General features: G+C 40.2%; 31 protein-coding genes and 1 riboswitch. Of the genes, 27 read left to right on the plus strand and 4 right to left on the minus strand.

What is annotated here, in order from left to right:
- Positions 1-221: 221 nt before the first annotated feature.
- Positions 222-369: riboswitch (cyclic di-AMP (ydaO/yuaA leader) on the plus strand.
- A 90-nt stretch (positions 370-459) separates the two neighbouring features.
- From J7I80_RS11275 to J7I80_RS11310, 8 genes are all read left to right on the plus strand, one after another.
- A complete protein-coding gene (locus J7I80_RS11275; RefSeq protein WP_214738462.1) occupies positions 460-1,809 on the plus strand; it encodes a TrkH family potassium uptake protein in 1,350 nt (449 codons plus the stop codon).
- Positions 1,810-1,977: 168 nt separating this feature from the next.
- Positions 1,978-2,739 carry an SDR family oxidoreductase gene (locus J7I80_RS11280; RefSeq protein WP_214738463.1) on the plus strand — a complete coding sequence of 254 codons (762 nt, stop codon included), beginning with the start codon at positions 1,978-1,980 and terminating at the stop codon, positions 2,737-2,739.
- Between the two features lie 171 nt (positions 2,740-2,910).
- Positions 2,911-3,111, plus strand: coding sequence for a hypothetical protein (locus J7I80_RS11285; protein ID WP_214738464.1), 201 nt, complete (start codon positions 2,911-2,913; stop codon positions 3,109-3,111).
- Positions 3,112-3,345: 234 nt separating this feature from the next.
- Positions 3,346-3,603 (plus strand): hypothetical protein, encoded by a 258-nt coding sequence (locus J7I80_RS11290; RefSeq protein ID WP_214738465.1) that lies wholly within the window; start codon positions 3,346-3,348, stop codon positions 3,601-3,603.
- 60 nt (positions 3,604-3,663) lie between these two features.
- On the plus strand, positions 3,664-5,718 hold the full coding sequence (locus tag J7I80_RS11295) for a DUF4179 domain-containing protein (RefSeq protein WP_214738466.1): 2,055 nt from the start codon (positions 3,664-3,666) through the stop codon (positions 5,716-5,718).
- 102 nt (positions 5,719-5,820) lie between these two features.
- Positions 5,821-6,627, plus strand: coding sequence for a hypothetical protein (locus J7I80_RS11300; RefSeq protein WP_214738467.1), 807 nt, complete (start codon positions 5,821-5,823; stop codon positions 6,625-6,627).
- A gap of 69 nt (positions 6,628-6,696) precedes the next feature.
- A complete protein-coding gene (locus tag J7I80_RS11305; protein ID WP_214738468.1) occupies positions 6,697-7,152 on the plus strand; it encodes a PaaI family thioesterase in 456 nt (151 codons plus the stop codon).
- Positions 7,153-7,278: 126 nt separating this feature from the next.
- Positions 7,279-7,833: a hypothetical protein gene (locus J7I80_RS11310; protein WP_214738469.1), complete on the plus strand. Its 555-nt coding sequence runs from the start codon at positions 7,279-7,281 to the stop codon at positions 7,831-7,833.
- 159 nt (positions 7,834-7,992) lie between these two features.
- Here the strand turns inward: J7I80_RS11310 and J7I80_RS11315 are convergent, their stop codons facing one another.
- On the minus strand, positions 7,993-8,478 hold the full coding sequence (locus tag J7I80_RS11315; protein ID WP_214738470.1) for a CBO0543 family protein: 486 nt from the start codon (positions 8,476-8,478) through the stop codon (positions 7,993-7,995).
- Between the two features lie 402 nt (positions 8,479-8,880).
- On the opposite strand from J7I80_RS11315, the gene J7I80_RS11320 reads away from it, so the two are divergent.
- Positions 8,881-9,237, plus strand: a complete 357-nt coding sequence (locus J7I80_RS11320) for a VOC family protein (protein WP_214738471.1) — start codon at positions 8,881-8,883, stop codon at positions 9,235-9,237.
- Positions 9,238-9,735: 498 nt separating this feature from the next.
- On the opposite strand, the gene J7I80_RS11325 is transcribed toward J7I80_RS11320, so the two are convergent.
- Positions 9,736-10,263, minus strand: coding sequence for a GNAT family N-acetyltransferase (locus J7I80_RS11325; protein WP_214738472.1), 528 nt, complete (start codon positions 10,261-10,263; stop codon positions 9,736-9,738).
- Between the two features lie 143 nt (positions 10,264-10,406).
- Here J7I80_RS11325 and J7I80_RS11330 point away from each other — a divergent pair, with 143 nt between their 5' ends.
- From J7I80_RS11330 to J7I80_RS11380, 11 genes are all read left to right on the plus strand, one after another.
- On the plus strand, positions 10,407-10,625 hold the full coding sequence (locus tag J7I80_RS11330; RefSeq protein WP_214738473.1) for a hypothetical protein: 219 nt from the start codon (positions 10,407-10,409) through the stop codon (positions 10,623-10,625).
- A gap of 484 nt (positions 10,626-11,109) precedes the next feature.
- Positions 11,110-11,532, plus strand: coding sequence for a hypothetical protein (locus J7I80_RS11335; RefSeq protein WP_251027718.1), 423 nt, complete (start codon positions 11,110-11,112; stop codon positions 11,530-11,532).
- Positions 11,533-11,890: 358 nt separating this feature from the next.
- Positions 11,891-12,298: a hypothetical protein gene (locus tag J7I80_RS11340; protein WP_214738474.1), complete on the plus strand. Its 408-nt coding sequence runs from the start codon at positions 11,891-11,893 to the stop codon at positions 12,296-12,298.
- A gap of 116 nt (positions 12,299-12,414) precedes the next feature.
- Positions 12,415-12,624: a hypothetical protein gene (locus J7I80_RS11345; protein ID WP_214738475.1), complete on the plus strand. Its 210-nt coding sequence runs from the start codon at positions 12,415-12,417 to the stop codon at positions 12,622-12,624.
- A gap of 127 nt (positions 12,625-12,751) precedes the next feature.
- Positions 12,752-13,183, plus strand: coding sequence for an NUDIX hydrolase (locus J7I80_RS11350; RefSeq protein ID WP_214738476.1), 432 nt, complete (start codon positions 12,752-12,754; stop codon positions 13,181-13,183).
- 228 nt (positions 13,184-13,411) lie between these two features.
- Positions 13,412-13,933, plus strand: a complete 522-nt coding sequence (locus tag J7I80_RS11355; protein ID WP_214738477.1) for a GNAT family N-acetyltransferase — start codon at positions 13,412-13,414, stop codon at positions 13,931-13,933.
- Positions 13,934-14,058: 125 nt separating this feature from the next.
- Complete coding sequence (locus tag J7I80_RS11360; protein WP_214738478.1) at positions 14,059-14,439, plus strand: hypothetical protein; 381 nt, start codon at positions 14,059-14,061, stop codon at positions 14,437-14,439.
- A gap of 382 nt (positions 14,440-14,821) precedes the next feature.
- On the plus strand, positions 14,822-15,109 hold the full coding sequence (locus J7I80_RS11365; RefSeq protein WP_214738479.1) for a transporter suffix domain-containing protein: 288 nt from the start codon (positions 14,822-14,824) through the stop codon (positions 15,107-15,109).
- A gap of 78 nt (positions 15,110-15,187) precedes the next feature.
- Positions 15,188-15,391, plus strand: a complete 204-nt coding sequence (locus J7I80_RS11370; RefSeq protein ID WP_214738480.1) for a hypothetical protein — start codon at positions 15,188-15,190, stop codon at positions 15,389-15,391.
- Positions 15,392-15,534: 143 nt separating this feature from the next.
- The gene (locus tag J7I80_RS11375) at positions 15,535-15,780 is read left to right on the plus strand and encodes a YuzF family protein (protein WP_251027719.1); all 246 of its coding nucleotides are present in this window, start codon (positions 15,535-15,537) and stop codon (positions 15,778-15,780) included.
- A gap of 120 nt (positions 15,781-15,900) precedes the next feature.
- On the plus strand, positions 15,901-16,152 hold the full coding sequence (locus J7I80_RS11380) for a hypothetical protein (protein WP_214738481.1): 252 nt from the start codon (positions 15,901-15,903) through the stop codon (positions 16,150-16,152).
- A gap of 110 nt (positions 16,153-16,262) precedes the next feature.
- Here the strand turns inward: J7I80_RS11380 and J7I80_RS11385 are convergent, their stop codons facing one another.
- Positions 16,263-16,985, minus strand: coding sequence for a TspO/MBR family protein (locus J7I80_RS11385; protein ID WP_214738482.1), 723 nt, complete (start codon positions 16,983-16,985; stop codon positions 16,263-16,265).
- Positions 16,986-17,266: 281 nt separating this feature from the next.
- Between J7I80_RS11385 and J7I80_RS11390 the strand changes: the two genes are divergently transcribed.
- The 6 genes from J7I80_RS11390 (at position 17,267) to J7I80_RS11415 (ending at position 20,475) form a co-directional block, all read left to right on the plus strand.
- Positions 17,267-17,980 (plus strand): toast rack family protein, encoded by a 714-nt coding sequence (locus J7I80_RS11390; RefSeq protein ID WP_251027720.1) that lies wholly within the window; start codon positions 17,267-17,269, stop codon positions 17,978-17,980.
- The gene (locus J7I80_RS11395) at positions 17,981-18,253 is read left to right on the plus strand and encodes a hypothetical protein (RefSeq protein WP_214738483.1); all 273 of its coding nucleotides are present in this window, start codon (positions 17,981-17,983) and stop codon (positions 18,251-18,253) included.
- Positions 18,254-18,341: 88 nt separating this feature from the next.
- Complete coding sequence (locus tag J7I80_RS11400; protein WP_214738484.1) at positions 18,342-18,650, plus strand: hypothetical protein; 309 nt, start codon at positions 18,342-18,344, stop codon at positions 18,648-18,650.
- 75 nt (positions 18,651-18,725) lie between these two features.
- Entirely contained in the window at positions 18,726-19,103 is a 378-nt protein-coding gene (locus J7I80_RS11405; RefSeq protein ID WP_214738485.1) for a hotdog domain-containing protein, read from the plus strand.
- A 48-nt stretch (positions 19,104-19,151) separates the two neighbouring features.
- Positions 19,152-19,655, plus strand: coding sequence for a GNAT family N-acetyltransferase (locus J7I80_RS11410; RefSeq protein WP_214738486.1), 504 nt, complete (start codon positions 19,152-19,154; stop codon positions 19,653-19,655).
- A gap of 121 nt (positions 19,656-19,776) precedes the next feature.
- Positions 19,777-20,475 (plus strand): SurA N-terminal domain-containing protein, encoded by a 699-nt coding sequence (locus tag J7I80_RS11415; protein WP_214738487.1) that lies wholly within the window; start codon positions 19,777-19,779, stop codon positions 20,473-20,475.
- Between the two features lie 76 nt (positions 20,476-20,551).
- Here the strand turns inward: J7I80_RS11415 and J7I80_RS11420 are convergent, their stop codons facing one another.
- Positions 20,552-21,310, minus strand: a complete 759-nt coding sequence (locus tag J7I80_RS11420) for an SDR family oxidoreductase (RefSeq protein WP_214738488.1) — start codon at positions 21,308-21,310, stop codon at positions 20,552-20,554.
- A 192-nt stretch (positions 21,311-21,502) separates the two neighbouring features.
- Between J7I80_RS11420 and J7I80_RS11425 the strand changes: the two genes are divergently transcribed.
- Positions 21,503-22,105, plus strand: coding sequence for a TetR/AcrR family transcriptional regulator (locus J7I80_RS11425; protein ID WP_214738489.1), 603 nt, complete (start codon positions 21,503-21,505; stop codon positions 22,103-22,105).
- Positions 22,106-22,163 lie beyond the last annotated feature (58 nt).

A 22,163-nucleotide genomic window follows, 5' to 3' on the forward strand; every position in this document is an offset into this window, starting at 1 on the left:
ACTTTATTGGCGATGTTCACAACTTTATTGGCGGAAATTTAATTTTATTGGCGACTTGAAAATTATGGATCAGTTAGCGACACTTAAAAAATAAAGGCAGGGCATTGTTCCTTCATGGGACAGTGCCTTTTTCTATCAAAAGCAAATGCCCTCCCCGATATTTCAAAAAAGAGATTGACACTATGAAGCTATAGGAGTACTTTATACTTATCAATTTAATAATGACCTTTTTGCTGAATCTTTTGAGCGGGGGAACCAATTTCGATAAAGCAACTTTATCTTGGGGTGAATTTTAGCGAATGCAGCTAAAAGGGGATACTCTCAATCCCTAATCCGACAGCTAACTCCGTAAGCGTGAAGAGAGAAGGGTTGATGATCTTTACATTGACCATTCTTATTAGAGATGGTCTTTTTGTGCTTGCCTTGTTTAAATAAAATCGTAGAAAAGAAGGTATTACCTTGGCAAAAATAACTAGAAGGAACTGGTTAAAGCCAGCGCAAATCATTGTATTTTTCTATGTCATTGCCGTATTGATTTCAGCGTCGCTCCTCAGTCTGCCGATTGCTCTCAAGCCGGGAGTACATTGGACATTCATTGATGTTTTATTTACGGCAGTCAGTGCGGTCAGTGTAACAGGGCTGACGGTGGTATCGACACCGGATACATTTAGTACACCGGGCATTTTCATTTTAATGTTCATCCTTCAGTTTGGCGGGATTGGGATCATGACGCTTGGTACGTTTTTCTGGATGCTGCTGCGAAGGAAAATCGGTCTTAAAGATCGGCAGTTAATCATGACCGACCAAAATCAATCTCAGATGTCAGGCCTGGTCAAGCTCATGAGGCAAATTTTGGCCATCATCCTCTTGATCGAGGCGGTTGGGGCCCTAATATTGGGGACTTACTTTCTTGGCTTTTTCCCGACATGGCAGGAAGCCTATCTGCAGGGCTTATTTGCGGCGGTAAGTGCAACAACAAACGCTGGTTTTGATATTACAGGAAGTTCACTGATTCCTTTTGCGCATGATTACTTCGTGCAATCCGTGAACATTATTCTTTTAACCTTAGGAGCGATTGGATTCCCGGTATTAGTGGAAGTAAAGGAATATTTCATCAATCGGAAAAAGAAAAAACAAGGCCATTTTTCTTTATATACGAAGTTAACTACATTAACCTTTTTTGCGCTTATGTTTTTCGGTACATTCGCTATCCTGCTGTTTGAATATAATCATTTTTTTAAGAGCTACAACTGGCATGAGTCGTTTTTTTATGCCTGGTTCCAGTCGTCTTCCACCAGGAACGGCGGGCTTGCTACGATGAATGTGAGTGATTTCTCTAATCCAACTTTATTGCTGCTTTGCTTTTTGATGTTTATTGGTGCTTCCCCAAGTTCTGTTGGCGGTGGGATAAGGACGACTACTTTTGCGGTAGTCATATTGCTGATCATCAACTTTGCAAAAGGACATAATGCGATCAAGGTGTTTGGACGTGAGCTGCATGACGAAGATATCCGGAAATCGGTAGTGGTCAGTTTTTTAGCCATGCTGCTCTGTTTTGCTGCTGTGGTGATATTGAATGCGACCGAAAATTTCACGATGATGGAAATCATGTTCGAAGTGAGTTCAGCATTCGGGACGACTGGCTTGTCCATGGGGATCACTCCTGAACTAAGTACTGCAGGGAAGAGTGTCATTATTTCCTTGATGTTCATTGGAAGAATAGGAATTCTATCGTTTATTTTCTTGTTCAACCGCGGAAAGCTGGAGCCAAAATGCCATTACCCGAAAGAAAGATTGATTGTTGGATAGGAATGCGAGGAAGTATTGGGTGGAGGAAGTTGCCCGATGCTTCTTTTTTTGTATCTAGTTCTATAGAGTTAACTAAATATTCACAATACAGTTACAAGAAATGCCAGGTGGTTATTTATAATAGGTAGTGAAAAGTGCTTCTGTTATATGACAAAGGAGGTAACTGTTATGAAATTGAATGAGAAAGTGGCTATTGTAACTGGTGGGGCATCTGGTATGGGGAAGGCGATTGCGGAGCTTTATGCGAAAGAAGGGGCGAAAGTGCTTCTCGCTGATTTTAATTATGAGGGTGCTGAAGCAGTAGCGAATGGAATTGTCGAAAACGGCGGAACAGCTAAGGCATTGAAGGTGAATGTGGCGGAATTGGCGGACGTGGAAAATATGATCGATACAGCTCTTAAGCAGTTTGGAACATTGGATATCCTGGTGAACAATGCGGGCATCATGGACGGGTTTGAACCAATTGGAGACATAACCGATGAGAAATGGGATAAAGTTTTTGATGTGAATACAAAAGGCGTCATGCGCGCAATGAGAAAAGCCATTCCGATCTTCCTGGAGAAGGAAAAGGGGATCATCATCAATGTTGCTTCGACCGGCGGATTCAGCGGTGCCCATGCCGGAGCAGCATATGGCGCATCCAAGCATGCGGTGATTGGGTTAACAAAGAATACCGGCTTCATGTATGCGCAAAAAGGAATCCGCTGCAATGCCATCGCACCGGGTGCAGTTGAGACCAATATTGGTTCAAGCATGGCGAACATCAATGAATTCGGCCTGTCACGGGCAGGCATGACACACTCTTTATCTCCACGTGCCGGTAAGCCGGAGGAGATTGCCCAAGCTGCTTTGTTCTTGGCAACTGATGAATCCAGCTTTGTTAATGGTACGGTCATTACCGTTGATGGCGGTTGGACTGCTGCGTTTTAAATATAACCAACATCAAAATTCCTCTTGCAGAAAGAGGGATTTTTTTATACCTGCTACAACCTGCAGGGAGAATTATATCAAAAATTATTCGTCATTATAGTTCCTATGTCTCTGTCTGCCATTTTGTGGTATCGTTGAAGGAAAGATAAATAGTTGGGGATGAGGGTTTTTATGAAAAAACTAATCCTAAGCTTTAGCGTACTGATTATTCTCGCAGCTTGCAATGCGAAGGAACCCTACACCTACTGGACCGACAGGACAGACAACCAAATCCTTCGTCTGGATGAAGCGGGGATCAAGTATGAAATCAGAGCAGGCAAGATCTGGGTCCGCGAGAAGGATTTGAAGAGAGTAATGGCCTGTTGCTCTTAAGGCAGCTGTCTCGTTATAAATAACTGATTATTCAAATAGTTAAATAGCCACTCTGTCCCGCAGACTGCCTTGATGTCCAGAGGTTTGTTGTTTTAGGTAAAGAGGATTCGGTTTTGTGAATTTCCACTGACTTTTTCCAGTTCAATTAACAGCAAAAAACCCAACTGAACCCAATTTTTCATGGAACTTCCAGTGTACCTGTCCGTATATATAAAAAGGGATAGGAGGATGGAAATGAAGAAAGTATTTGGGGTTACATACGAAGGTCATCATATACAAGTGGAGAATACCTGGTTTAATGGGGAAAAGCTTTTTGTGGACGGTAAATTACAGGACCAGAATCTGGGATTTGCCTTTGATCGAGCCAGTTTATACGGGATGATTAAACATAATGAAGGTGCAAATCAGAAAATTAAGGTCAGCCTCGGCGGTGCTATAACGGTGGAGTGCAGGATTTTTGTAGACCATGAATTAATTTATCCAAATCAGTAGTTTTATAGGAACATTTGTAATTTTAGGAAACGGTTGTTCCAAAGGGGGGAGAAGCCAAAGATGATCCTGGAAAAAATGGAGCCAATCTCGATTTCGGCGATTCAAGAAAAGGGAATTCAGTCTGTCGTGGATTGGTTTGAAGACCATAAGGAATATTTCTATCGTTTAGGCTGGTATTATGTTCAAGATCAGCAGCAGATGGAGGAGCTTTTTTACCAGTCGATACTGAAGGTGCATAAGGAGTTTCCGCGTTTTAAAGGGAATCTAACATTCAAGATGTGGGTAACCTCCATTTTTATTCGAAACATTCGCGAGCTTTCTAGTTTGCCAGATTCAGAGGAAGTGGACCCGCGCCGGGAAGTGTTTGCTGGTATGGACCAACTGGAAAAGGATGCGCTGATTTTTACATATGTAACAGGTTTCACCCTGGAGGAGACTGCGCAACTCCTCGATGTTTCGGCTGAAAAAATAAAGCAATTGTTATTCTCCGGGATTCAGTCGGCCAGAAAACAATTAGATGGATCTGACTATCATGGCTGTGAGCAGTTCCAGAAGCATTATATCGATTACCTGGAAAAATCGATGGAACGTCCGGCGAAGATCGAGTTTGAGATTCATCTTTATAACTGCCGGGAATGTCAGGAGGATTTGGCGAGTTTTCAGGAAGTTGCGATGACTAGACTGAATCACATTGAGGGAGTCAATGACCTCGAAGTGGATCCGGAACTAATGGAGAACGTCAAAAAGAGACTGGCACTTCAGAAGGAACATAGACAACTGAAGTTTAAGGTACGAAAAAAATGGGCGCTTGGTTTTGCGAGTGCTTTTGCCTTCATAGTGGCGATTGGCTTCATTACCGGTGCATTTCCAAAGGTCTATTATGCATGGGCGGAAGATGACATATATTTGCGTGAGTTTCTCCAGGAGGGCTTTGGCCAGAGGCTGAATCTGGAAGCGGAAAGCGACGGAGTGAAGGTGAAGATCAAGGGTGTAGTAGCGGATGACATCCAGACGCTTGTTTTCTATGAGATTCATGATATGAAGGAAGACAAGCAATATTTCATGACCTTTGAGGATGGACTGGCAGTCGTTAACGAATTTGACATTATGAAACGCGAAACCTATCCGCGCTATTCAATCCCTGATGTCGAGGCGGAGATGAACAATAAAGAGAAGAATGTGTTTTACGGTAAGGTAGCGCTAAGGCCGCTTGAAGAGGACCAGGGAACCATTAAATTGAGGATCACAAAGATTCAGAGACTGGCCGACAATGCCTCCCTGTCATTTGGTTTTACTTCCGGTGATTATAAAACAGGTGAATGGAGCTTCGAGTTCCCTGTAACCAAACAGCCTTCAATGGAATATGAAATCAATGAACAAAGAGAACTCGAGGGCGTCGCAGTCAGATTGGAAAAGTTGATTGTTGCGCCTACCGCAACTCTATTACAATTTGGCATCAACACAGAAAAGCAGGAAAAGCGAATCGAATTTCTTAATTTCAAATCGCTGGAAGTGAATGATAAAAAAGTGAAGGCGGATCGATATGGCAGCCACTTTATGGATTACCAGCTGGACGGTACCTGGACTGGTTTCCTGGGTCATTTTGACCCGCTTTATGGTGAGAAAGTTAAAGGTTTCAAAGCCCATCTAGACTCAATCTACCTATCGGTTGTAGATCATAGAAGCATCGAACTTAGCGGAAATCAACCATTCCCGCAGAATATTGAATATGCAGGCAGTACCCTTTTTATTGATAAGGTCGATGCCGGTCAGTCTACCGAAGTCATTGTACGTAATGACGATTTGAAAAATCGGGAGTTTGAATCACTTCACATCAATTTTGTGGACGAAAATGATCAACAGCCCAGTATAACTCATATCGACTCCAAAGCAGTGCTGGTTGACAAGAATGGAGTGGAATATGATCCGTATAAAGGTCCAATCGATTTTGAGAAGTTGGAGCAGCCACGCCACTTTGTCACAGAACAGTCCATGAGAGTAGAAGGCGTCGAAGATAAGTCTATGAAACTACAAATCACCGGTTATAACAGCCTGGAGTACCTTGATGAAGCTTGGGATCTGGGGGCGGTTCTGGTGCCGCCGGATAAGGAATAAAATGTTTTTTTCAAGGTAGGTAATCGGTGCAGGAAAACGAATAAAACAATGTTTTTTCGAGGGACGGGAAATCTGTCCCTCTGTTTGATAAGGAGGCATAATTTGTTGTATCAAAAGGTCATGATTGCCGGTATGTTATCTTTGCTATTTTTATCGGCGTGCAGTTCGGAAATAAGTGATCCGGAAGCTGGCGGAGATAACAATGCTGAGATCGAAGAAAGCCAGAATAAGGACGACCAAGATTCAGTGGGAACAGATAGTAAAGAGGATCAAGATTCTGCGGAAACAGCAACTCAGCCGGCGGAAGATAATCAAACAACAGCTAAGGCAGCGGAGGACGCCATCAGCTTCATAGAAAAGCAGTATACAAAAGGGGATATCCAGGTAGAATATCCGCAGTTACCAGATGCAGATTCTGTTGAAGTGCAAAGCATTAACGAAGTGATTTCCAGGGATGCGACTTATTTTTTCGAAAATGGTTTGTATGAAGGGTATTCCGGTGACATAAAATATGAAACTACTTTTCTTGATGAAGAGGTTGCCAGTTTTCTCTATCAGGGTCTGCTGACGAGCCCGAAACAGAGTTATCCGCTAAACCTTAGCTATTCCACTATCGTCAATAGGCAAACAGGTGAAAAAGTAACATTATCTGACCTGGTCACAGTCGACGAGGCGTTTGTTGACAAAATCAAGCAAGGGAAGATTCTCTCAAGCTCATCAGTTGAATATAGTGATGAAGTAAAGAACTATCTATCGAGTTTAGGCAATGAACAACTATTAAACGAATTGTCAAAAGCAGATACGATGGATTCGAGCACCTTCACCTATTTAAAAGATGATTCTATAGTGGTGATCGTAGGCGTTCCGCATGCATTAGGTGACTTTGTTCATGTTGAAATATCTAAATAAATGGGATAGTCGGGCGGGCTTTTAGCGTCAGAAGCACCGTTCCTCTGTCTAAAAAAGAGGGATATCATCTTGAAGAAAAAAATTGATGAGTATCAAATTCATGAGAAACACTACGACCAAATTTATGAACAAGTTAAAAATGACCCGTATGCAAAATCGTTAGGCATTCTGTTAACTAAATTCGAGGCTGGATTTGCAGAGGCAATGCTAGAGGTGCAGGACCATATGGTAAATGCACATGGAACTGTTCATGGAGCAGTTATGTATGCTTTAGCGGACCATGTATTTTCTGTAGCCTGTAATGCATATGGAAAAACCTCAGTAGGACTATCGACAACCATCCAGTTTATTGAAGCTGCTCAACCTGGAGACAGAATAGTTGCCCGTGCAACCGAAGTAAGGCGAAACTTCCGTACTGGATTTTACCGCATTGAAATTTTTCATGAGCAAAGCCTGATCGCAACAATGGAGGCCGTTTCTTACCGTAAGGACCAGTATTTTATCGAACTTGATGAACAAGATTAAGTATTTTTTAGGTTCAATGCTGTCATCCCCACTACAAGCGGGACTTGGAGATGGTTTTGATGTAAGATTTGGGCTTGTTAGGGGCGGGAGAACTGCCCTCTGTCTTGTTAATAAGGAGGAATTCCCTTGAATTTTATTGCATGGATGATAGTTGCCTGTGAAATTGAGTTTTGGATTGTCATTATCCTGGGGTTGACCCTTCGGTACATTTTTAAGAAGAATAGACTCAGCATCTTTTTCCTTGCTCTGACACCGGTGATCGATCTGCTGTTGCTGGCACTTACTAGTTATGATCTTTACCGAGGGGCAACGGCTACCATTGCACACGGAATCGCGGCCATTTATATCGGCGTTTCGATTGCCTATGGTAAAAGCATGATCAACTGGGCGGATTCGCGTTTCCAATATTATATTTTGAGGAAAGGTGAAAAGCCTGAACGTTTGAGAGGGAATGAATTTTCCCGAAACGAAAGGAAGAACCTTCTCCGCCATTACGCTGCGTTCTTGATTGGCGGCAGCATGCTCGGAGTGATCTTTTACCTGGTGAATGACCCGGCAAGGACGGAGAGCCTATTCGCTGTCTTGAAAACTTGGGGATTTGTTCTCGCCATTGATACTGCGATAACAGCGAGTTACTTTATTTGGCCGAAAAAGGAAAAAGGAACAAGCAAAATGGGTTAGGGCGGGACAAAGTGTTATGGTTCCTAAGGAATAGTGAGAATTTGGACGTTTTTATGTGGAAGAACCGTCCCTCTGTCTCCGAACCAGTGAGTTAGTTATTGATTTTGCCATATTGATTTATGATGATTTGTTGATGTAGATGAAACAAAAAGTGAACTGTTAGGGATTACTTTCTCTATTGTCTAAAAATCTAATTCCCTCAATACATCCTTTAACAAGTAAAAAAGTAAATGAAAGAACACCAAAGGTTACATAACCATTCCAGCCCTTGTTGTATTTCACTAAATTTGTATTTTTTTCAAGCCAATTCTCAAAAAGTGTCATTGGCCCGCTAAAAAGGATTACACTTAAAATAGTTTTGAATGGTTTCATTTTATAGGTGAATTGATTGTAAATGACACATGCTAAGGGAAATAATATGTAAAGGAACACAATATTGGAATCGAAAAATTTAGGGAAATAGCGATGTGGATATTGCAAATATTTAGTCTTGATAACGGGTCCATCAAATATTGTAGAAACAAAAGTTTTTATAAAAAAAATAAGGTACCAATCCTTTAAATTCCTCTTCTTGCGAGATAAAAAAAATATGCTTCCCCCGATTCCGATTGTGGTCAATATGTTCAATATTGTTCTGTCCTTCATACAGCATACACCTCCTGTAAATAAGGTGTCCTTTTTCTAAGGGAATTATGAAGTGGAAAAGTTATTTCTAATTTCAACAAACACGTGTAAAAGTGAAGGTCGTATTGACCAACTCCAATTAGTCTGCCTACTCATTGATGCCAGATTGAAGGTATACCCGATAAAAGTTGGTTAAATGGTATTTTTAAAGAGGTAGCCAAGAACAGAGTGATTTCCTTAAAATCAGCTGAGACCTAATTAATGAGCAGGAACTTATTTTACCTTATGATTTTGAAGTGAAAGGTTTTATCTGTGATGAGGACTATTACTGTGAAATAGGAGAGTTAAATTTGTAAAATCAACAGGAAAAAGCATATATATTAAATCAGAATAGTTTTAAAACATCTGAAAATAGGAGGAATTATGAACTCAAAACCAATTTTAAATCAAATCGGAACGACATTTATTCCTGTTCGTGACATTGAAAAGGCACGGGACTGGTATTGTGACATATTAGGTTTACCATCCGATGGTGAGATTTTATTTGGCCATCTTTACATATTGCCTATGAACGGAACGGGTATTGTATTAGACAGCAAAATATTTTCAGAGGAAAATATATATAAAGCTCCACCTTTTCATTTAAATACAAATAATATAGAACAAGCTTTTCAATACATGAAAAGTAAAAATGTAGAGATTACAACAGAAATTGAAAATAATCATTGGTTCAATTTTAAAGATTTAGACGGTAATCATTTAATGATTTGTCAATGTTAGTTGATTTACTACAGTAGGGACGGATTTGGTGCCTTAAGCTATTGAATAAAATGGGGCGGGGAAACCGTCCCTTGTTTTTTGCCTCGGCAGGGAAGGTGTTGAAGGAAATCATGAATAAAACTTGTGAAGAGAAAATATATAATGAATAAATGTGTTTGGACAAACAACTGTCTTACGATAAATTCAGAACTATAAGGTGCTGATCTTTTGAATAAGAATAGGAATTTGAATTTAGTCATTTTTGCGCTTTTCTGTTTGCTTATAGTTCTATTTGTGCATGTTGTGCTTCATACAAAGGTTTACGTCGTGTATAGCGCAAGTCTTGGTTCGATCTTCATGATTGGACTGGTCATTTTTCTCATTGTATTCCTTTATTTTTATGGGTGAAAATAGTGAAATAGTGACCTGGGAATAACTAACCTTTGAAAATGTTATAAACGGAAGAATTGATCCATAGTCTCTATTGAAAAAAGCTCCCTAGCAATAGGGGGCTTTCCATTATGTATTTCTAAGAACGGTTATGAATCCGTCCAGAATCTGATGGCTTATTTTAAATCCTTTGCTTTGGTAAAAATTAAGGGCAGCATCATTTCCGTTAGAGACATAGATGAACTGGTCATGAACGTCGTTAAAGGAATCAAGCCATTCCTGTGATTTTTCATAAAGGACCGAACCAATGCCCATGCTGCGATACCCTTCTTTGATATAAAATTGCGAAAGGCAGCCGACATCATTCCCTTTTACAGATTCCATGTCAAAAAAAACAGCAAACTCATTAGAATACACTTCCTTCGGGGACACATTGCTATACACGTATCCGACAGCTTCATCGCCATCCATTGCGGCAATGATCTGATTGGCTTTCGCATTTTTAACAGAAGGGACCATTCTCGTTTCAAAGCTCATGCCATCGAAAAGCTCAGGGCGGATCGTCGCTAATGATTTCTGGTAAACCATCAACTCATTGCAGAGATCTTTCACAATGCTAATCTGCTCTTCTGATATTAGTTCATAAGTAATTGCCATTATCCAACTCCCTTTCTTACCGGATTCTTATTCGGATTATATCGTAAAACCTCGATTCTTGATAACCAAATCTATTTTCTTCCTGACAGCTTGTCATGATTAGGTCACATGGTTCATAAACTCTATCAAAAGGGGGTGTAGAGTTGAACCGTGTTTCGAACAGAGTGGATTATTATTTGGAAAATAAATGTCTCTTAAGTGCGAATGTAAAGCAGTGGGAGCAATATATTGCTGCATTGAGGGCCTGCAATACAGTCACGATAAACAAAAAGGAATACATGGTAGACAAAATAAATATGGTTCATGATCCTGCAACCATCGTGTTGAAAGTCAATATTCAACCACTTAAGGTTTATATTTAAGTATCCTTTATGGATGCTTTTTTATTTTTTTAAGGATTTCTAACATGAGATATGGGGGACTGCAGAACCTTCAGAAGCCCTACAGAATTCACATTGGACATGAGCCCGAAAAGAAGAGGAGCCATGGATTTCGGTAACAAGGTGGAGGAACATGTGCTTGAAAAGAGGAGAGGCCGTGATTTTCGGTAACAAGTTGGAGCAACATGTGCCCGAAAAGAAGAGAGGCCGTGGATTTCGGTAACAAGTTGGAGCAACATGTGCCCGAAAAGAGGAGGAGCCGTGGATTTCGGTAACAAGTTGGAGCAACATGTGCCCGAAAAGAGGAGAGGCCGTGGATTTCGGTAACAAGTTGGAGCAACATGTGCCCGAAAAGAGGAGGAGCTTCTCATGTCCGGGTTTGTAGCTCTTGGAGGTTTAATCTTCCAAGTTATCACTGTTAGAATAGAAGTTCACTCAACATTTCCTGAGCTAAGAAAGCGAAAGCTTGAATAGAATCTTAGGGGAGGTGTCGAAACTGTCTACATTCTTCATGCACATTAGCAGAGTGTTCCTTGGAGTCGTTTTCCTGCTTGCGGGCATTAACGGCTATTTTGTCATTTTCGGATTGGAGCCCTTTATTGCCACAAGTCCAGAAGCAATGGCTTTATTTGAATTTAAATACCTTTTAGTGGCCGAAAAATCCCTTGGAATTTTTTGTGGAATATTACTGATTACTCATCAATTTATCCCTCTGGCATTGTCGGTTCTAGCTCCGATTGTTGCCAACATTTTATTGCTGCATCTATTTGTGGATCATAGCTTGCTTCCATTAGTCTCTTTGCTGGTTATCAGTTTTACTCATTTGCTGTATTTTTACCGGGCGAACTTTATGAGTTTAGTGGAGAGGAAACCAAAGCCTGCTAAATAAAATAAATTTATTTAAGATAAACAACGTTGATCCAGAAGGATAACGGGTTTACTTCAGAGATGCAAACAAGTAAATAAGAAGGCAAATCGCACGGATTTTCACATCAAAATTCACCTTGCGATTTTTTTATTATATTAATGGTTTTTTTATATTTTATTTAAATCACACATTAATTCACAGGTCATTTCTCAATGGTGGAAATGTGATTTTGTTGAGATTTAACCAGTGAAATGGTTATTAACAAGGTATTTGGATATTTATGTTAAAATGAATGTAGAGAATGTGAAAAGATGTACTAAACAAACGAAGCAGTTATGTTGAAGAAGAAAAGATGAAAATGATTAAAAGGTGGATACATATGGGTAGTACGGTTGAAGAATATATACTTAATTTGAATGAAAAGGCTATCAAATATGCTAAGTCTTTTGATAAAGAATTTAATTATAAAGAGGATACCTTAGAAGATTTGGAAGAAATATTAGATTACTACTCCAAAGATTTAAAGAGTGAAATGCCTACAGAAAATCAGATATATTCAATGGCTTTAATTTGGGGTGCTTATCTCGGGCAAATGTTAAAAAAACGAATTAACCCTGGATTATACTGGGTTAATGAGGATGTATTTGATGACGGAGAAATTATTCACCTTAAATTTGGAGAATATAGGATCTTCCCAATTGATAAGGTCTATAAAAGATTAATAAATGGTAAAGAAGATAATATTATCTCTTTTTATGAGGTAGTTAAAGAAGATTTCAGTAATTAAATTTCTAGGTCCTAAGTGAATTGAGCCAGTCGGGATTGATAAACTTTTAGAAAACTACTCTTAAATAAAGAAGCAGCAGTATAGTTACAAAAGCTTATTAAAAAGGAGTGATCATGTTGAATGAAAGATTAAATAAAGAACAATTAATTATTTTGGGAATTAAGCGTAATCTAATTTATCTTTTTACCTTGGTATTTCTGACAATAGCGATATACTTTATTGTTGATTCTATCTCATTTAAAGGGATTTTTGACGAATTTGAACCTGTATGTATACTGCTTTCTCTAATAGCATCACATTTGATCACTACCAAGATTCTTGAATAATCATTATAAAATTTGAACTAATTGGGTGGCTTGATCAGAAGGGGTAAACCCCTTTTTTGAGAATATCCTTTTTTAACATAATAAGCAGGTTTGTTAAAAAACTATAACATGAAAGAGGGGGATTATTATGGTACATAGTACACAACAAATTTACACACCACCAAAACATTTTGTTTCAGCAGCAACTATTGTAATCAATGATCAAAAGGAAATTTTGTTAATTAAAGGACCTAGTAGAGGATGGGAAATGCCAGGGGGAATAGTTGAAGAAGGTGAGTCTTTGAAAGATGCAGCAGTAAGAGAAACTAAAGAGGAATCTGGTATTGATATTGAAGTTCTAAAATTCTGTGGAATATTTCAGAATGTGAACAAATCAATATGTAATACGTTGTTTTTAGCTAAGCCAATCGGAGGAGAATTAACAACTTCATCAGAGAGTTTAGAAGTAGGATTCTATCCAATTGAGAAAGCATTAGAAATGGTAACCGTGGGAAACTTTAAGCAAAGAATTGAATACTGTCTTGATAATAGCCAACACCCATTTTATATAGAATTTTAGGCGAAAGTAAATGAAATAACAGTATTGCTTATTAAACTCCCTCAGTTAGATACGATTATCTCTCGAATACTCACTTATTCGCAGGATTTCAAATCACTTGAAAGAATAGTAGGGGATAGATTGAATGAGTTTGAACATTATGGCTAAAGGTGCAGTAATGTTGAAGAAGGATTTAATATTAAAAAGTAGAACTTTTCTATATTAAGCGACAGTTAGGGAGTGGAGAAGTTGGCTAAGAAAGAAGATATTGTTATCCGAAGAGCGAATTTAGAAGATGCTTTAGCGATTTTACATATACAAATAGAAGTAGTATCGGAAGGAGATTATTTAATAACTCTTTCAGAGGAATTTAAGAAGACATTAGAACAACAAAGAGAATGGATAGGGAAGATTTTGCAAAACGACAAAGAGACAATGTTGGTTGCAGAAATTTCAAATGAGATAGTGGGCTGGATAGTGCTTATGTCACCAAACAGAATAAGGCTTTCTCATACTGGTTCAATTGGAATGATGATAAAGAAAGATTATCGAAGTATGGGGATTGGTAAGTTATTGATGAAAGGTATGTTGGATTGGGCGGGACAAAATCCATTTATTGAAAAAGTTTCTTTAGGTGTATTCTCAACAAATGAAAGAGCAATAGCTTTATATAAGGGTATGGGGTTTGTGGAGGAAGGAAGAAAGATTAAAGAATTCAAGATGGATACCAATGAATATGTAGATGATATCTTAATGTACAAACTTGTCTAAATACTGTTGTGTTAAAGGGAGCGTTGATCCAGGATTAACGCGTTTATTGTGCAACTTCTTATTAAAGTAAAGGGGCATTATGTTGAACAAGAACATTCAATAAACTAATGGAAAGGAGGGGGAATATGAACCGGAAAATATTGGTACTATTTATTTCTTTATTATTACTGTTAGTGGCTTGTAGTTCCAAGACGTTAACTTTCTCTGGACAGACAGAAAATTGGTCAGCAAATTTAAAAGTTACTCAAACCAGTGATGATTATGAAACACAGGAATTTGTACTTGAATATAAGGGCGATGATGTAAGTTCAGTTGGAGAAATTACTTATAGTGTCGATAGTGTAGGAAGTTTTGGTCGGGGTGGTGTCACATTAGAGGAAAACGGTACTCTCAGAGATAGGGATGAAGCTAATCCTACAAATGCCAAAGTTAACGAAGATACTCAGGTAGAAGTAACAGTAGAATGGAATGGTAGTGTTGAGACATTTAAACTAAGTAAGAAATAAGTCTCCATTAACCTTTAGGTGCGTTGATCGAGGATTAACGCTCTTTTTATAGAACTTCTTTATTTAACATAAGGGGCAGCATTCCTGTAACTTTGTGAACAAATGTACTTAAGCTAACGGGTGCTTTAACACAATAAGATAATATGAAAAAGGCTTAGAGAATTAAATTCCCTAAGCCCTTTTTGTATTGTGAATATTGTTGTGAATTAATATGTGATTTTGTCTGTGATTTATCGTTTTTGCACCTCACAGGTAAACCCGTTACCAGGAGGATTAGCGTTTTTTTGTCATTGTATGAGTGTGCAGCAGCGGATTTTGCTAAAATGTTGGGTAAGGGCTGAGATGTTATGAAGCTTGATGAAGTAAAACAATGGAGGAAATGATGGAGACAGAATCTAAAGCAACCAAACCTCTGGTATATAAAATAGGAATGATCCTGATCATAGCATCTTTTATCGTTTGGGTTATGCCTCTGGGAATTCCCTTTTTGCCCATTAGTGGCAAAATGAAAGCAATCAGTATTACAAGCGCTCTCGTCATTGCAGAGGTTTTATTTTGGGTCGGCGCTTTAATGGTAGGTAAAGAGGCCGCGAGAAAAATAAAAAGAGCCTTTAATCCGAAAAACTGGAGAAGTAGAAGGAATGCAGACAGGCAAGAAGGTGGAGAGTAAGCGGTTGTGCCTGTGAGGCAGTGATGTTGAAATCTTTTTAAAGTTTAGAGAAATATACTTTACAGGGAGTGGATCTGTTTGTTTGTTGGCCGGACGTTATATTTATTGGGGATGGCTTTCGTTTTCTTTAGTATTGTTGTACTGATTATGTCTCTTTTTTCAAATGGCGGCGGAGATTTAATGATTCCAGTATTCGCCTTGCTGAATGGTTTGATTGCCATGGGGGTTGGAGATCTTGTAATAGATGTGAATCATCGGCAAAGGATTGAAAAGATGAAATAAATAGGACGATTCAATTGGGTCAAGGGGACTAAACGGATAGGAGATAATAGGGTTCTAGGTCTCTTGCGGGTAACAAACCAAGCCAGGCGTTCATAGGATAATCAGAATTAAAAGGTGACCTGCCTGGAGGGGGAAGAAGGATTATGATGCCTAATGGAATGAATTTGCAGGGAGCACAAACCGGGCCAATGAATGTGATGGTTGCAGAACCGTATGTCTATTCAGCTCTTTATAAGCTTATTGGAAAAAGAGTCGTCCTTGACACAACGCGTGGATCCGTCAGCGGAATCGTCAGGGATGCCAAGCCTGACCATGTGGTGATCCAGGAGCATGATTCCACCTTTTTTGTCCGGATCCGTGAGATTGTCTGGATTATGCCTGAGACTTGAGTGGAAGCAAAGGGAGTGAGTCCCTTTGCTTCTTTTCATTTGTGGATTCTTGTCTATACATAAGGCTCTCCTGGTGAATAGAATATTGGGAGTGTCTTCATGTAAGGAGGTTAGATGGGAATGAAGCAAGAAAAGACAAACCAGACTTACTCAAACAGGGTGCTACGAGCAGAGTTTGATGATTACTGGAAGACCACTGTGACCAAATCGGGCTATGTAAAATATACAGCTTTGAAAAATAAAGCAAGAGTTGACCTGATTCTTTCTGATGGTTCAACCAGGACGGTGTTGTTCCCTAAGAATGGGTATGTGCTGGTCGGCGGCGGGGGAACAAGCCACTTCAGCAAGCCGCATATTACGATTACTCCGTAAGTTTTATCCAGACGAGAGCCACACCTCGATTGTTAGATCAATCGCAGGTGTATTTTTTTGAAAAAATCATGGTCTCCCTGCTATTCATAACGTTGTGGCTTGGATTTCAATCAGTGCTTCCTAAACAATCCGAATAAAACCCAGACCAAAATGATTCCGGCCAAGACATAGGAAGTAATGCTGACTGCTTGGTGGGAGGCCGCGTTCTTCACTCCGATTCCGATAAAGGCCCACACGAATACGAGCGGATAGATACGATCTTCATTTTTATGGTGAAAATAAATAGCCAGGAGTGTGGCAACCACGAGCATGATCAGTGTCCAGGCGACATCTGAAAGACCGAATCCATTCCATTCGATATGTTTCAAGTAATAGCTGATATTGGCGATGGTGGCGACGCTGATCCATCCGAGATAGACAGAAAAGGGAAGAAGATCCCACACAGAATGGTCTTCATTTTTGATGAGATGATAAAGCTTGATAAGAGTCACCAGCAGACCAATCATCACAAATACCGTAAGCAGGAAGAACTCGTAATGCCATAAAAGGATCCAGGCGATATTTAAGACAGAACTTAGTACATAAAGCGGAGTGGCCTTTTGATAACCCGGCAAATTTCTTCTTGAAGCAGGAAACTGCCTGATTGTCCAAATAAACAATAAGAAATAAATCAATCCCCAAATCCCAAAAACATATCCAGCAGGAGTGAATAAAACATCCAGCCTATTTGAAATCTCTCCCGTTGTCTGCCCGTTGATCGGAAGGATATTTGCAAGGGCATTGACCAGCACCACAAGCACCGTGGCAAGCAGATTCAAGAAAAACCGTCCCATTCTCATCCCAGCCTTCATTTTAGTAGTTTATTCATCCTATTCCACTTCAGAAAAGTGCATAACTACATTTAGCCTCTGGGCAGGTAGATAAACATACCGATGTGTTTATGCTGAGGTACCGCCCTACCTTCTATCCTTTGTTTTGCTGGTATGCCATCAAATGGTCCCATTATATTCCATATATAGGTCTCAAGGCTGATTACAAGTTAAAGCCCCAGGCTGTTAAATGAAGCTGGGGATTGCCTTATGATTAACCTATAATCAATTGGAGGCGAAAGAAAATGAAAAAAGTAATGGGGTTGGGTTTGGCGGCATTATCGGCTGTTTTGGTACTGTCTGGGTGCAATAACACAATTTTTGCCAGTGATGAACGTGACAATGAAATCGTTGTGGAGAAGGATCGGGCAAAGGAGCTTGAAGTTGTTCTGAATTTCGGCGCCGGGGAGATGGATGTTGCGGCCGGTGGCAATGAATGGGTAAGTGGCAATGCAATCTATGAACCTGAAAAGATGAAGCCTGAAGTTTCCTATGATTTAGACGGAAAAGTAGGAAAGGTTAAGATTTCACAGCCGGATCATTTTAAAATCGGAAAGATGAAGAATGAATGGGACCTGAAAATCAACAAAGATGTTCCAGTGGATCTTGTCGTCAATGCTGGGGCATCGGAAACGGATCTTGATTTAAAAGGAGTTCAGCTTTCAAACCTTGAGGTGAATGCAGGGGTCGGTAAAATAACCGTGGATCTCGGCGGAGACTGGAAAGAAAGCTTTGATGCCAGGATTTCATCTGGAGTCGGGCAGATGACCGTGATCCTTCCAAAAGATACTGGAATAAGAATTCACGCACAAAAAGGCATAGGTTCATCATCCTTTGAAGATTTAATTTCAAAAGGAGATGGAGTTTATGTGAATAAAGCTTATGAAGATGCAAAAGTGAAGATCGATCTGGAGGCAGACTTAGGTGTTGGCGAAGTTACATTCAAAACGGAGAAATAATTGTGCAAAGGGACGGGATCTGGTTTCATCATTCGTAAAGAATGGTGGAAATGCGGAGGGGACCGTCCCTATGGCTTTTTAATCAAACGGTTGATTAAGATCAACAATGCTTTTTTTCAGAAGCCATCACATTACTCTAAAGGAATTACACAGGATATCGAGCAGCTGATGGATCAAGATGTTTACCCGAAATACGCAGTTGATCCGGAAAACATCGAGAAGGTTTGGGGCCTATGTGTCAGCTTGACGAGCAATCCTGTAAGCAGGGTATAGGAAGAAGAAGGCTGCTGAAATGAAACCTTTTCAGAGTATAAGCGTAACATTAGATAGGTCCCAACGCTGAATGCTCAGGAGGTACATTATGGTTGTGACGATTTTTTTCACCGTGGTTATCTTGATTCCGATCTATGGCTTGCTGATTTGGACGTATAATAGTCCGGAAGAAAGCATCTTGTTCGGCAGTCGCTGGATGTATAAAGAGGAACCGGAAATATCGAGTAAAGCCATCCGCTATACTAGGTTCATCGCAATGGCTTCTATGATTGCGATTCCTTTTGCAGTCGTAAGTCTCCTCCTCGAAATCTATGTGCTTAGATTAGTATTAGTCGTGATTCCGATTGTGATGATATTTGGAGCTCTTAAAATATTCACTGATGAGAAAGATCAGTAAACTGGCGTGATCCGGGGAGGATTCGCGCCTTTTTTGTTGTATTAGATTCATTAAAAGGATTTGGAGGAGAAGAATATGACACTGCAGGTGGGAGATATCATAACGTTTGAGCGGACTTTTACATTAAGGGATGTTGAGTTGTTCACAGAGATTTCAGGAGATGAGGGAATCCATCATCTGACTCCGGATGAACAGGGCAGGCTGGTTGTCCAGGGTTTGCTGACAGCCACACTGCCGACCAAAGTAGGTGGTGACCACAATGTGCTTGCCCGGAATATGACCTTCGAGTTCCTTCGGCCAGTTTTTACAGGGGATACCATCATATGTGAAGTGAAAATAGAGAGATACGAAAAGCAGGAAAAGGATCGGACTGCTATTCGAGCGACCTTCATTTGTACCAATCAGAATGAAAAAGAAGTGCTGACCGGGGAGTTTTCCGGGGTGATTCTATAACTCTGACAAGGTGTGTTAAATTTTAACAAGAAGGACTTGGTGGGTAAGATGGAAGATTCTATAAAAATAGAGAAAATGCGCTCAGTTGATTGGGAAGAGGTAAGAGCAATCTACCTTGAGGGTATTGCGACAGGGCATGCTACTTTCCAAAAGGAGGCACCTTCCTGGGAGGAATGGGATTCCGGTCATGACGCGGAATGCCGGATTGTTGCGCGTGTGGATAGAGATGTTGTGGGGTGGGCTGCGTTAAGTCCTGTATCAAGCAGGAGTGTGTACGCAGGTGTTGGAGAAGTGAGTGTGTATGTTGGTCAGAGATATAATGGAAAAGGGATTGGCGGTTTACTATTAAAATCTTTGATTGAATTAAGTGAGCAGAATGGCTTTTGGACATTGCAATCTAGTATTTTTCCTGAAAACGAAGGAAGTATTAAATTACATAAAAACCATGGCTTTCGAGAAGTGGGAAGGCGAGAGAGGATTGGCAAGTTGGATGGTATATGGCGTGATACAATCCTTTTGGAAAGAAGAAGCAGGATAGCAGGAGAAAAATAATAGTTGTTGCTTTCTCGCGTAATATATTTCAATCTGATAACAATTACTTAAAAACTTCCCTTTTAATTCGAAGAATGTGATAATATGACGGACAAGTTAAGTGAAAGGGGATTATCTTTTTATGATGAAGCGCATTTTAACAGGAATTCTTTTATTGAGCGTTGCCGTCCTTGTGCTGGGCGCATGCAGCAATGATAGCTCAAAAGGGAATACTGAGAAAGAAAATAAAAAAGATTTGGTTGCGAAAGTAGATGGGGAAGGCATTTCTAAGCAGCAATATGAAAAAGAGCTGGAGGCCATGAAAGCAACTTATGAACAACAGGGCATGCCGGCAGATCAGATGGACAGCAAGCAAAAGGAAGAACTGGAAAAGTCCGTTCTGGATCAAATGATCAATGCAGAGCTGCTGCTCCAGACAGCTGAGAAGGATGGCATTTCGATTGAAGATAAAGAAGTCGATGCAGAGCTGGAAAATATCAAAGGCAACTTCGAAGATGATAAACAGTTCGAAGAAGCACTGAAAAAGAATGAAATGACCGAGAAAGAGCTAAAGAGTCAGCTGAAAAAGCAACTGACTGTCAACAAGTACTTAGACAGCAAGATTGGCAAGGTTGAAGCAACTGACAAGGAAATCCAGGCCATGTATGATCAATATAAACAGCTGGCACAAGCCCAAGAACAAGAGCCCGAAGCATTAGAGAAGATCAAGCCACAGCTTGAGCAGCAGGTTCTCTCAGAAAAAGAAAACGAGAAAATCAGCAAGCTGATTGAAGATCTACGCAAAGAGAATGAAGATAAAATTGAGATCATTAAAGCATAGAATTACATGAAAAAGAGGATAGGCAGATGCCTGTCCTCTTTCATTTGTTCTCTATTCTTTGGGACTGAATGGAACATTAATAAGCAGTCCAGCCAGCGTCAGCTGTGATGACTGTTCCATTTACAAAGCTTGATTCATCTGAAGCAAGAAACAATGCAGCTTTTGCGATTTCGGCTGCTTTGCCGATTCGTGGGTTCAGGGCCAGTCCAGGCTGGGTGCGGCCCATTCCGAATTCGCTGATGCCTGTCATGGATGCGCTGATGTTTGTTTCAACAGCACCAGGTGCAATCGCATTGCAGCGGATGCCTTTTTGCGCATACATGAATCCAGTATTCTTGGTGAATCCAACAACTGCATGCTTGGAAGCTGTGTAAGCTGCGCCAGCTCGGGCACCTTGTAATCCGCCGGCAGAAGCGACGTTGATGATAACGCCTTGCTCTTTTTCCAGGAAGATTGGAAGAACCTTTCTAGTTGCGCGCATCACGCTCGTCGTATTGACCGCGAAAATTCGCTCCCAGTTGTCGTCCTTGATTTCACCAGCTGGCTCGAAGTTGTCCATAATCCCGGCGTTATTTACTAGAATATCAACAGTTCCATAAGTCTCTACTGCTGTATCGATTAAATTTTGAATGTCTTCTTCCTTCGCTACATTGGCCATTACAGAGGTCGCTGTACCTCCAGCAGATTGGATTTCTTCCACTGTTTTAGCCGCTGCCTCGGCGTTAATATCCGATACTACGACCTTTGCCCCTTCTTTTGCATAAAGCACGGCAATTTCCTTTCCCATCCCGGATGCTGCGCCTGTAACGATCGCTACCTTATCTTGAAGTCTCATTTCAATTCCTCCCTTTTAAAAAGTGTTGAATCCCCATTATTCAACAGATGTTGATTAAGCAACATCTATCTATAGTATAATAACCAAGGAAGAAACGCTTCAATCGGCAAAGAAAGCGATATTTGTTTAATAATGAACACCATGCCCCAATAATGAATATTATTGCATTTTATTGAACAAAGAGGTGGTTATATGTCCGTTAAAAGTGACTATATAGACAGAAGGATCTTGAAATCCAAGAGGGCTCTGAAAGAAGCATTGATTTCCTTGATGAAAATGAAAGAGTTCAAGGAGATTACCGTAAAAGATCTTGTTCAGGGTGCCGATTTGAACCGGGGCACTTTTTACAAGCATTATCAGTACAAAGAGGACCTGCTGAACGAAATCATCGACGATGTCATCACCGACCTGATCGAATCCTATCGTGAACCATATATAAACAAAGAAAACTTTGAAGTGGACAAGCTGACAACCTCCGCAATCAAAGTGTTTGATCATGTCAGCCAATACAGTGATTTTTACTCCCTGATTGTCCAATCCACAACACTGACAGGATTTCAGCATAAAATGACCAAGGTATTGAAAGAACTCACCCTGAAGGACCTAAGCGATCAAATTAAGAATGAGAAAATCAACAAGGAATTACACGCCAGCTACCAGGCATTTGCGATTGCCGGGTTGATCATCGAATGGATTGAAGGAGGCTATAAATACAGCTCGCATTATATGGCAGAACAGCTGCTGGAAATCATAAAGTATAACAGCTCGAACGCTGTATTCAGGCCGAATGGATAGAAGAAACAAGGCTGTATGTTCTTCGATAGGATTCATTTTAACCGCTGAGAGCTTTAGG

Source organism: Bacillus sp. ISL-41 (assembly GCF_018613235.1).
Lineage (GTDB): Bacteria > Bacillota > Bacilli > Bacillales > Cytobacillaceae > Mesobacillus.

Bases quoted from the DNA above. Each gene is read 5' to 3' on its own strand.
- J7I80_RS11280 (WP_214738463.1), top strand. From the start codon at position 1,978: ATGAAATTGAATGAGAAAGTGGCTATTGTAACTGGTGGGGCATCTGGT.
- J7I80_RS11285 (WP_214738464.1), top strand. From the start codon at position 2,911: ATGAAAAAACTAATCCTAAGCTTTAGCGTACTGATTATTCTCGCAGCT.
- J7I80_RS11290 (WP_214738465.1), top strand. From the start codon at position 3,346: ATGAAGAAAGTATTTGGGGTTACATACGAAGGTCATCATATACAAGTG.
- J7I80_RS11295 (WP_214738466.1), top strand. From the start codon at position 3,664: ATGATCCTGGAAAAAATGGAGCCAATCTCGATTTCGGCGATTCAAGAA.
- J7I80_RS11315 (WP_214738470.1), bottom strand. From the start codon at position 8,478: ATGAAGGACAGAACAATATTGAACATATTGACCACAATCGGAATCGGG.
- J7I80_RS11320 (WP_214738471.1), top strand. From the start codon at position 8,881: ATGAACTCAAAACCAATTTTAAATCAAATCGGAACGACATTTATTCCT.
- J7I80_RS11325 (WP_214738472.1), bottom strand. From the start codon at position 10,263: ATGGCAATTACTTATGAACTAATATCAGAAGAGCAGATTAGCATTGTG.
- J7I80_RS11340 (WP_214738474.1), top strand. From the start codon at position 11,891: ATGGGTAGTACGGTTGAAGAATATATACTTAATTTGAATGAAAAGGCT.
- J7I80_RS11350 (WP_214738476.1), top strand. From the start codon at position 12,752: ATGGTACATAGTACACAACAAATTTACACACCACCAAAACATTTTGTT.
- J7I80_RS11360 (WP_214738478.1), top strand. From the start codon at position 14,059: ATGAACCGGAAAATATTGGTACTATTTATTTCTTTATTATTACTGTTA.
- J7I80_RS11365 (WP_214738479.1), top strand. From the start codon at position 14,822: ATGGAGACAGAATCTAAAGCAACCAAACCTCTGGTATATAAAATAGGA.
- J7I80_RS11375 (WP_251027719.1), top strand. From the start codon at position 15,535: ATGATGCCTAATGGAATGAATTTGCAGGGAGCACAAACCGGGCCAATG.
- J7I80_RS11380 (WP_214738481.1), top strand. From the start codon at position 15,901: ATGAAGCAAGAAAAGACAAACCAGACTTACTCAAACAGGGTGCTACGA.
- J7I80_RS11385 (WP_214738482.1), bottom strand. From the start codon at position 16,985: ATGGGACGGTTTTTCTTGAATCTGCTTGCCACGGTGCTTGTGGTGCTG.
- J7I80_RS11390 (WP_251027720.1), top strand. From the start codon at position 17,267: ATGAAAAAAGTAATGGGGTTGGGTTTGGCGGCATTATCGGCTGTTTTG.
- J7I80_RS11400 (WP_214738484.1), top strand. From the start codon at position 18,342: ATGGTTGTGACGATTTTTTTCACCGTGGTTATCTTGATTCCGATCTAT.
- J7I80_RS11405 (WP_214738485.1), top strand. From the start codon at position 18,726: ATGACACTGCAGGTGGGAGATATCATAACGTTTGAGCGGACTTTTACA.
- J7I80_RS11410 (WP_214738486.1), top strand. From the start codon at position 19,152: ATGGAAGATTCTATAAAAATAGAGAAAATGCGCTCAGTTGATTGGGAA.
- J7I80_RS11415 (WP_214738487.1), top strand. From the start codon at position 19,777: ATGATGAAGCGCATTTTAACAGGAATTCTTTTATTGAGCGTTGCCGTC.
- J7I80_RS11420 (WP_214738488.1), bottom strand. From the start codon at position 21,310: ATGAGACTTCAAGATAAGGTAGCGATCGTTACAGGCGCAGCATCCGGG.
- J7I80_RS11425 (WP_214738489.1), top strand. From the start codon at position 21,503: ATGTCCGTTAAAAGTGACTATATAGACAGAAGGATCTTGAAATCCAAG.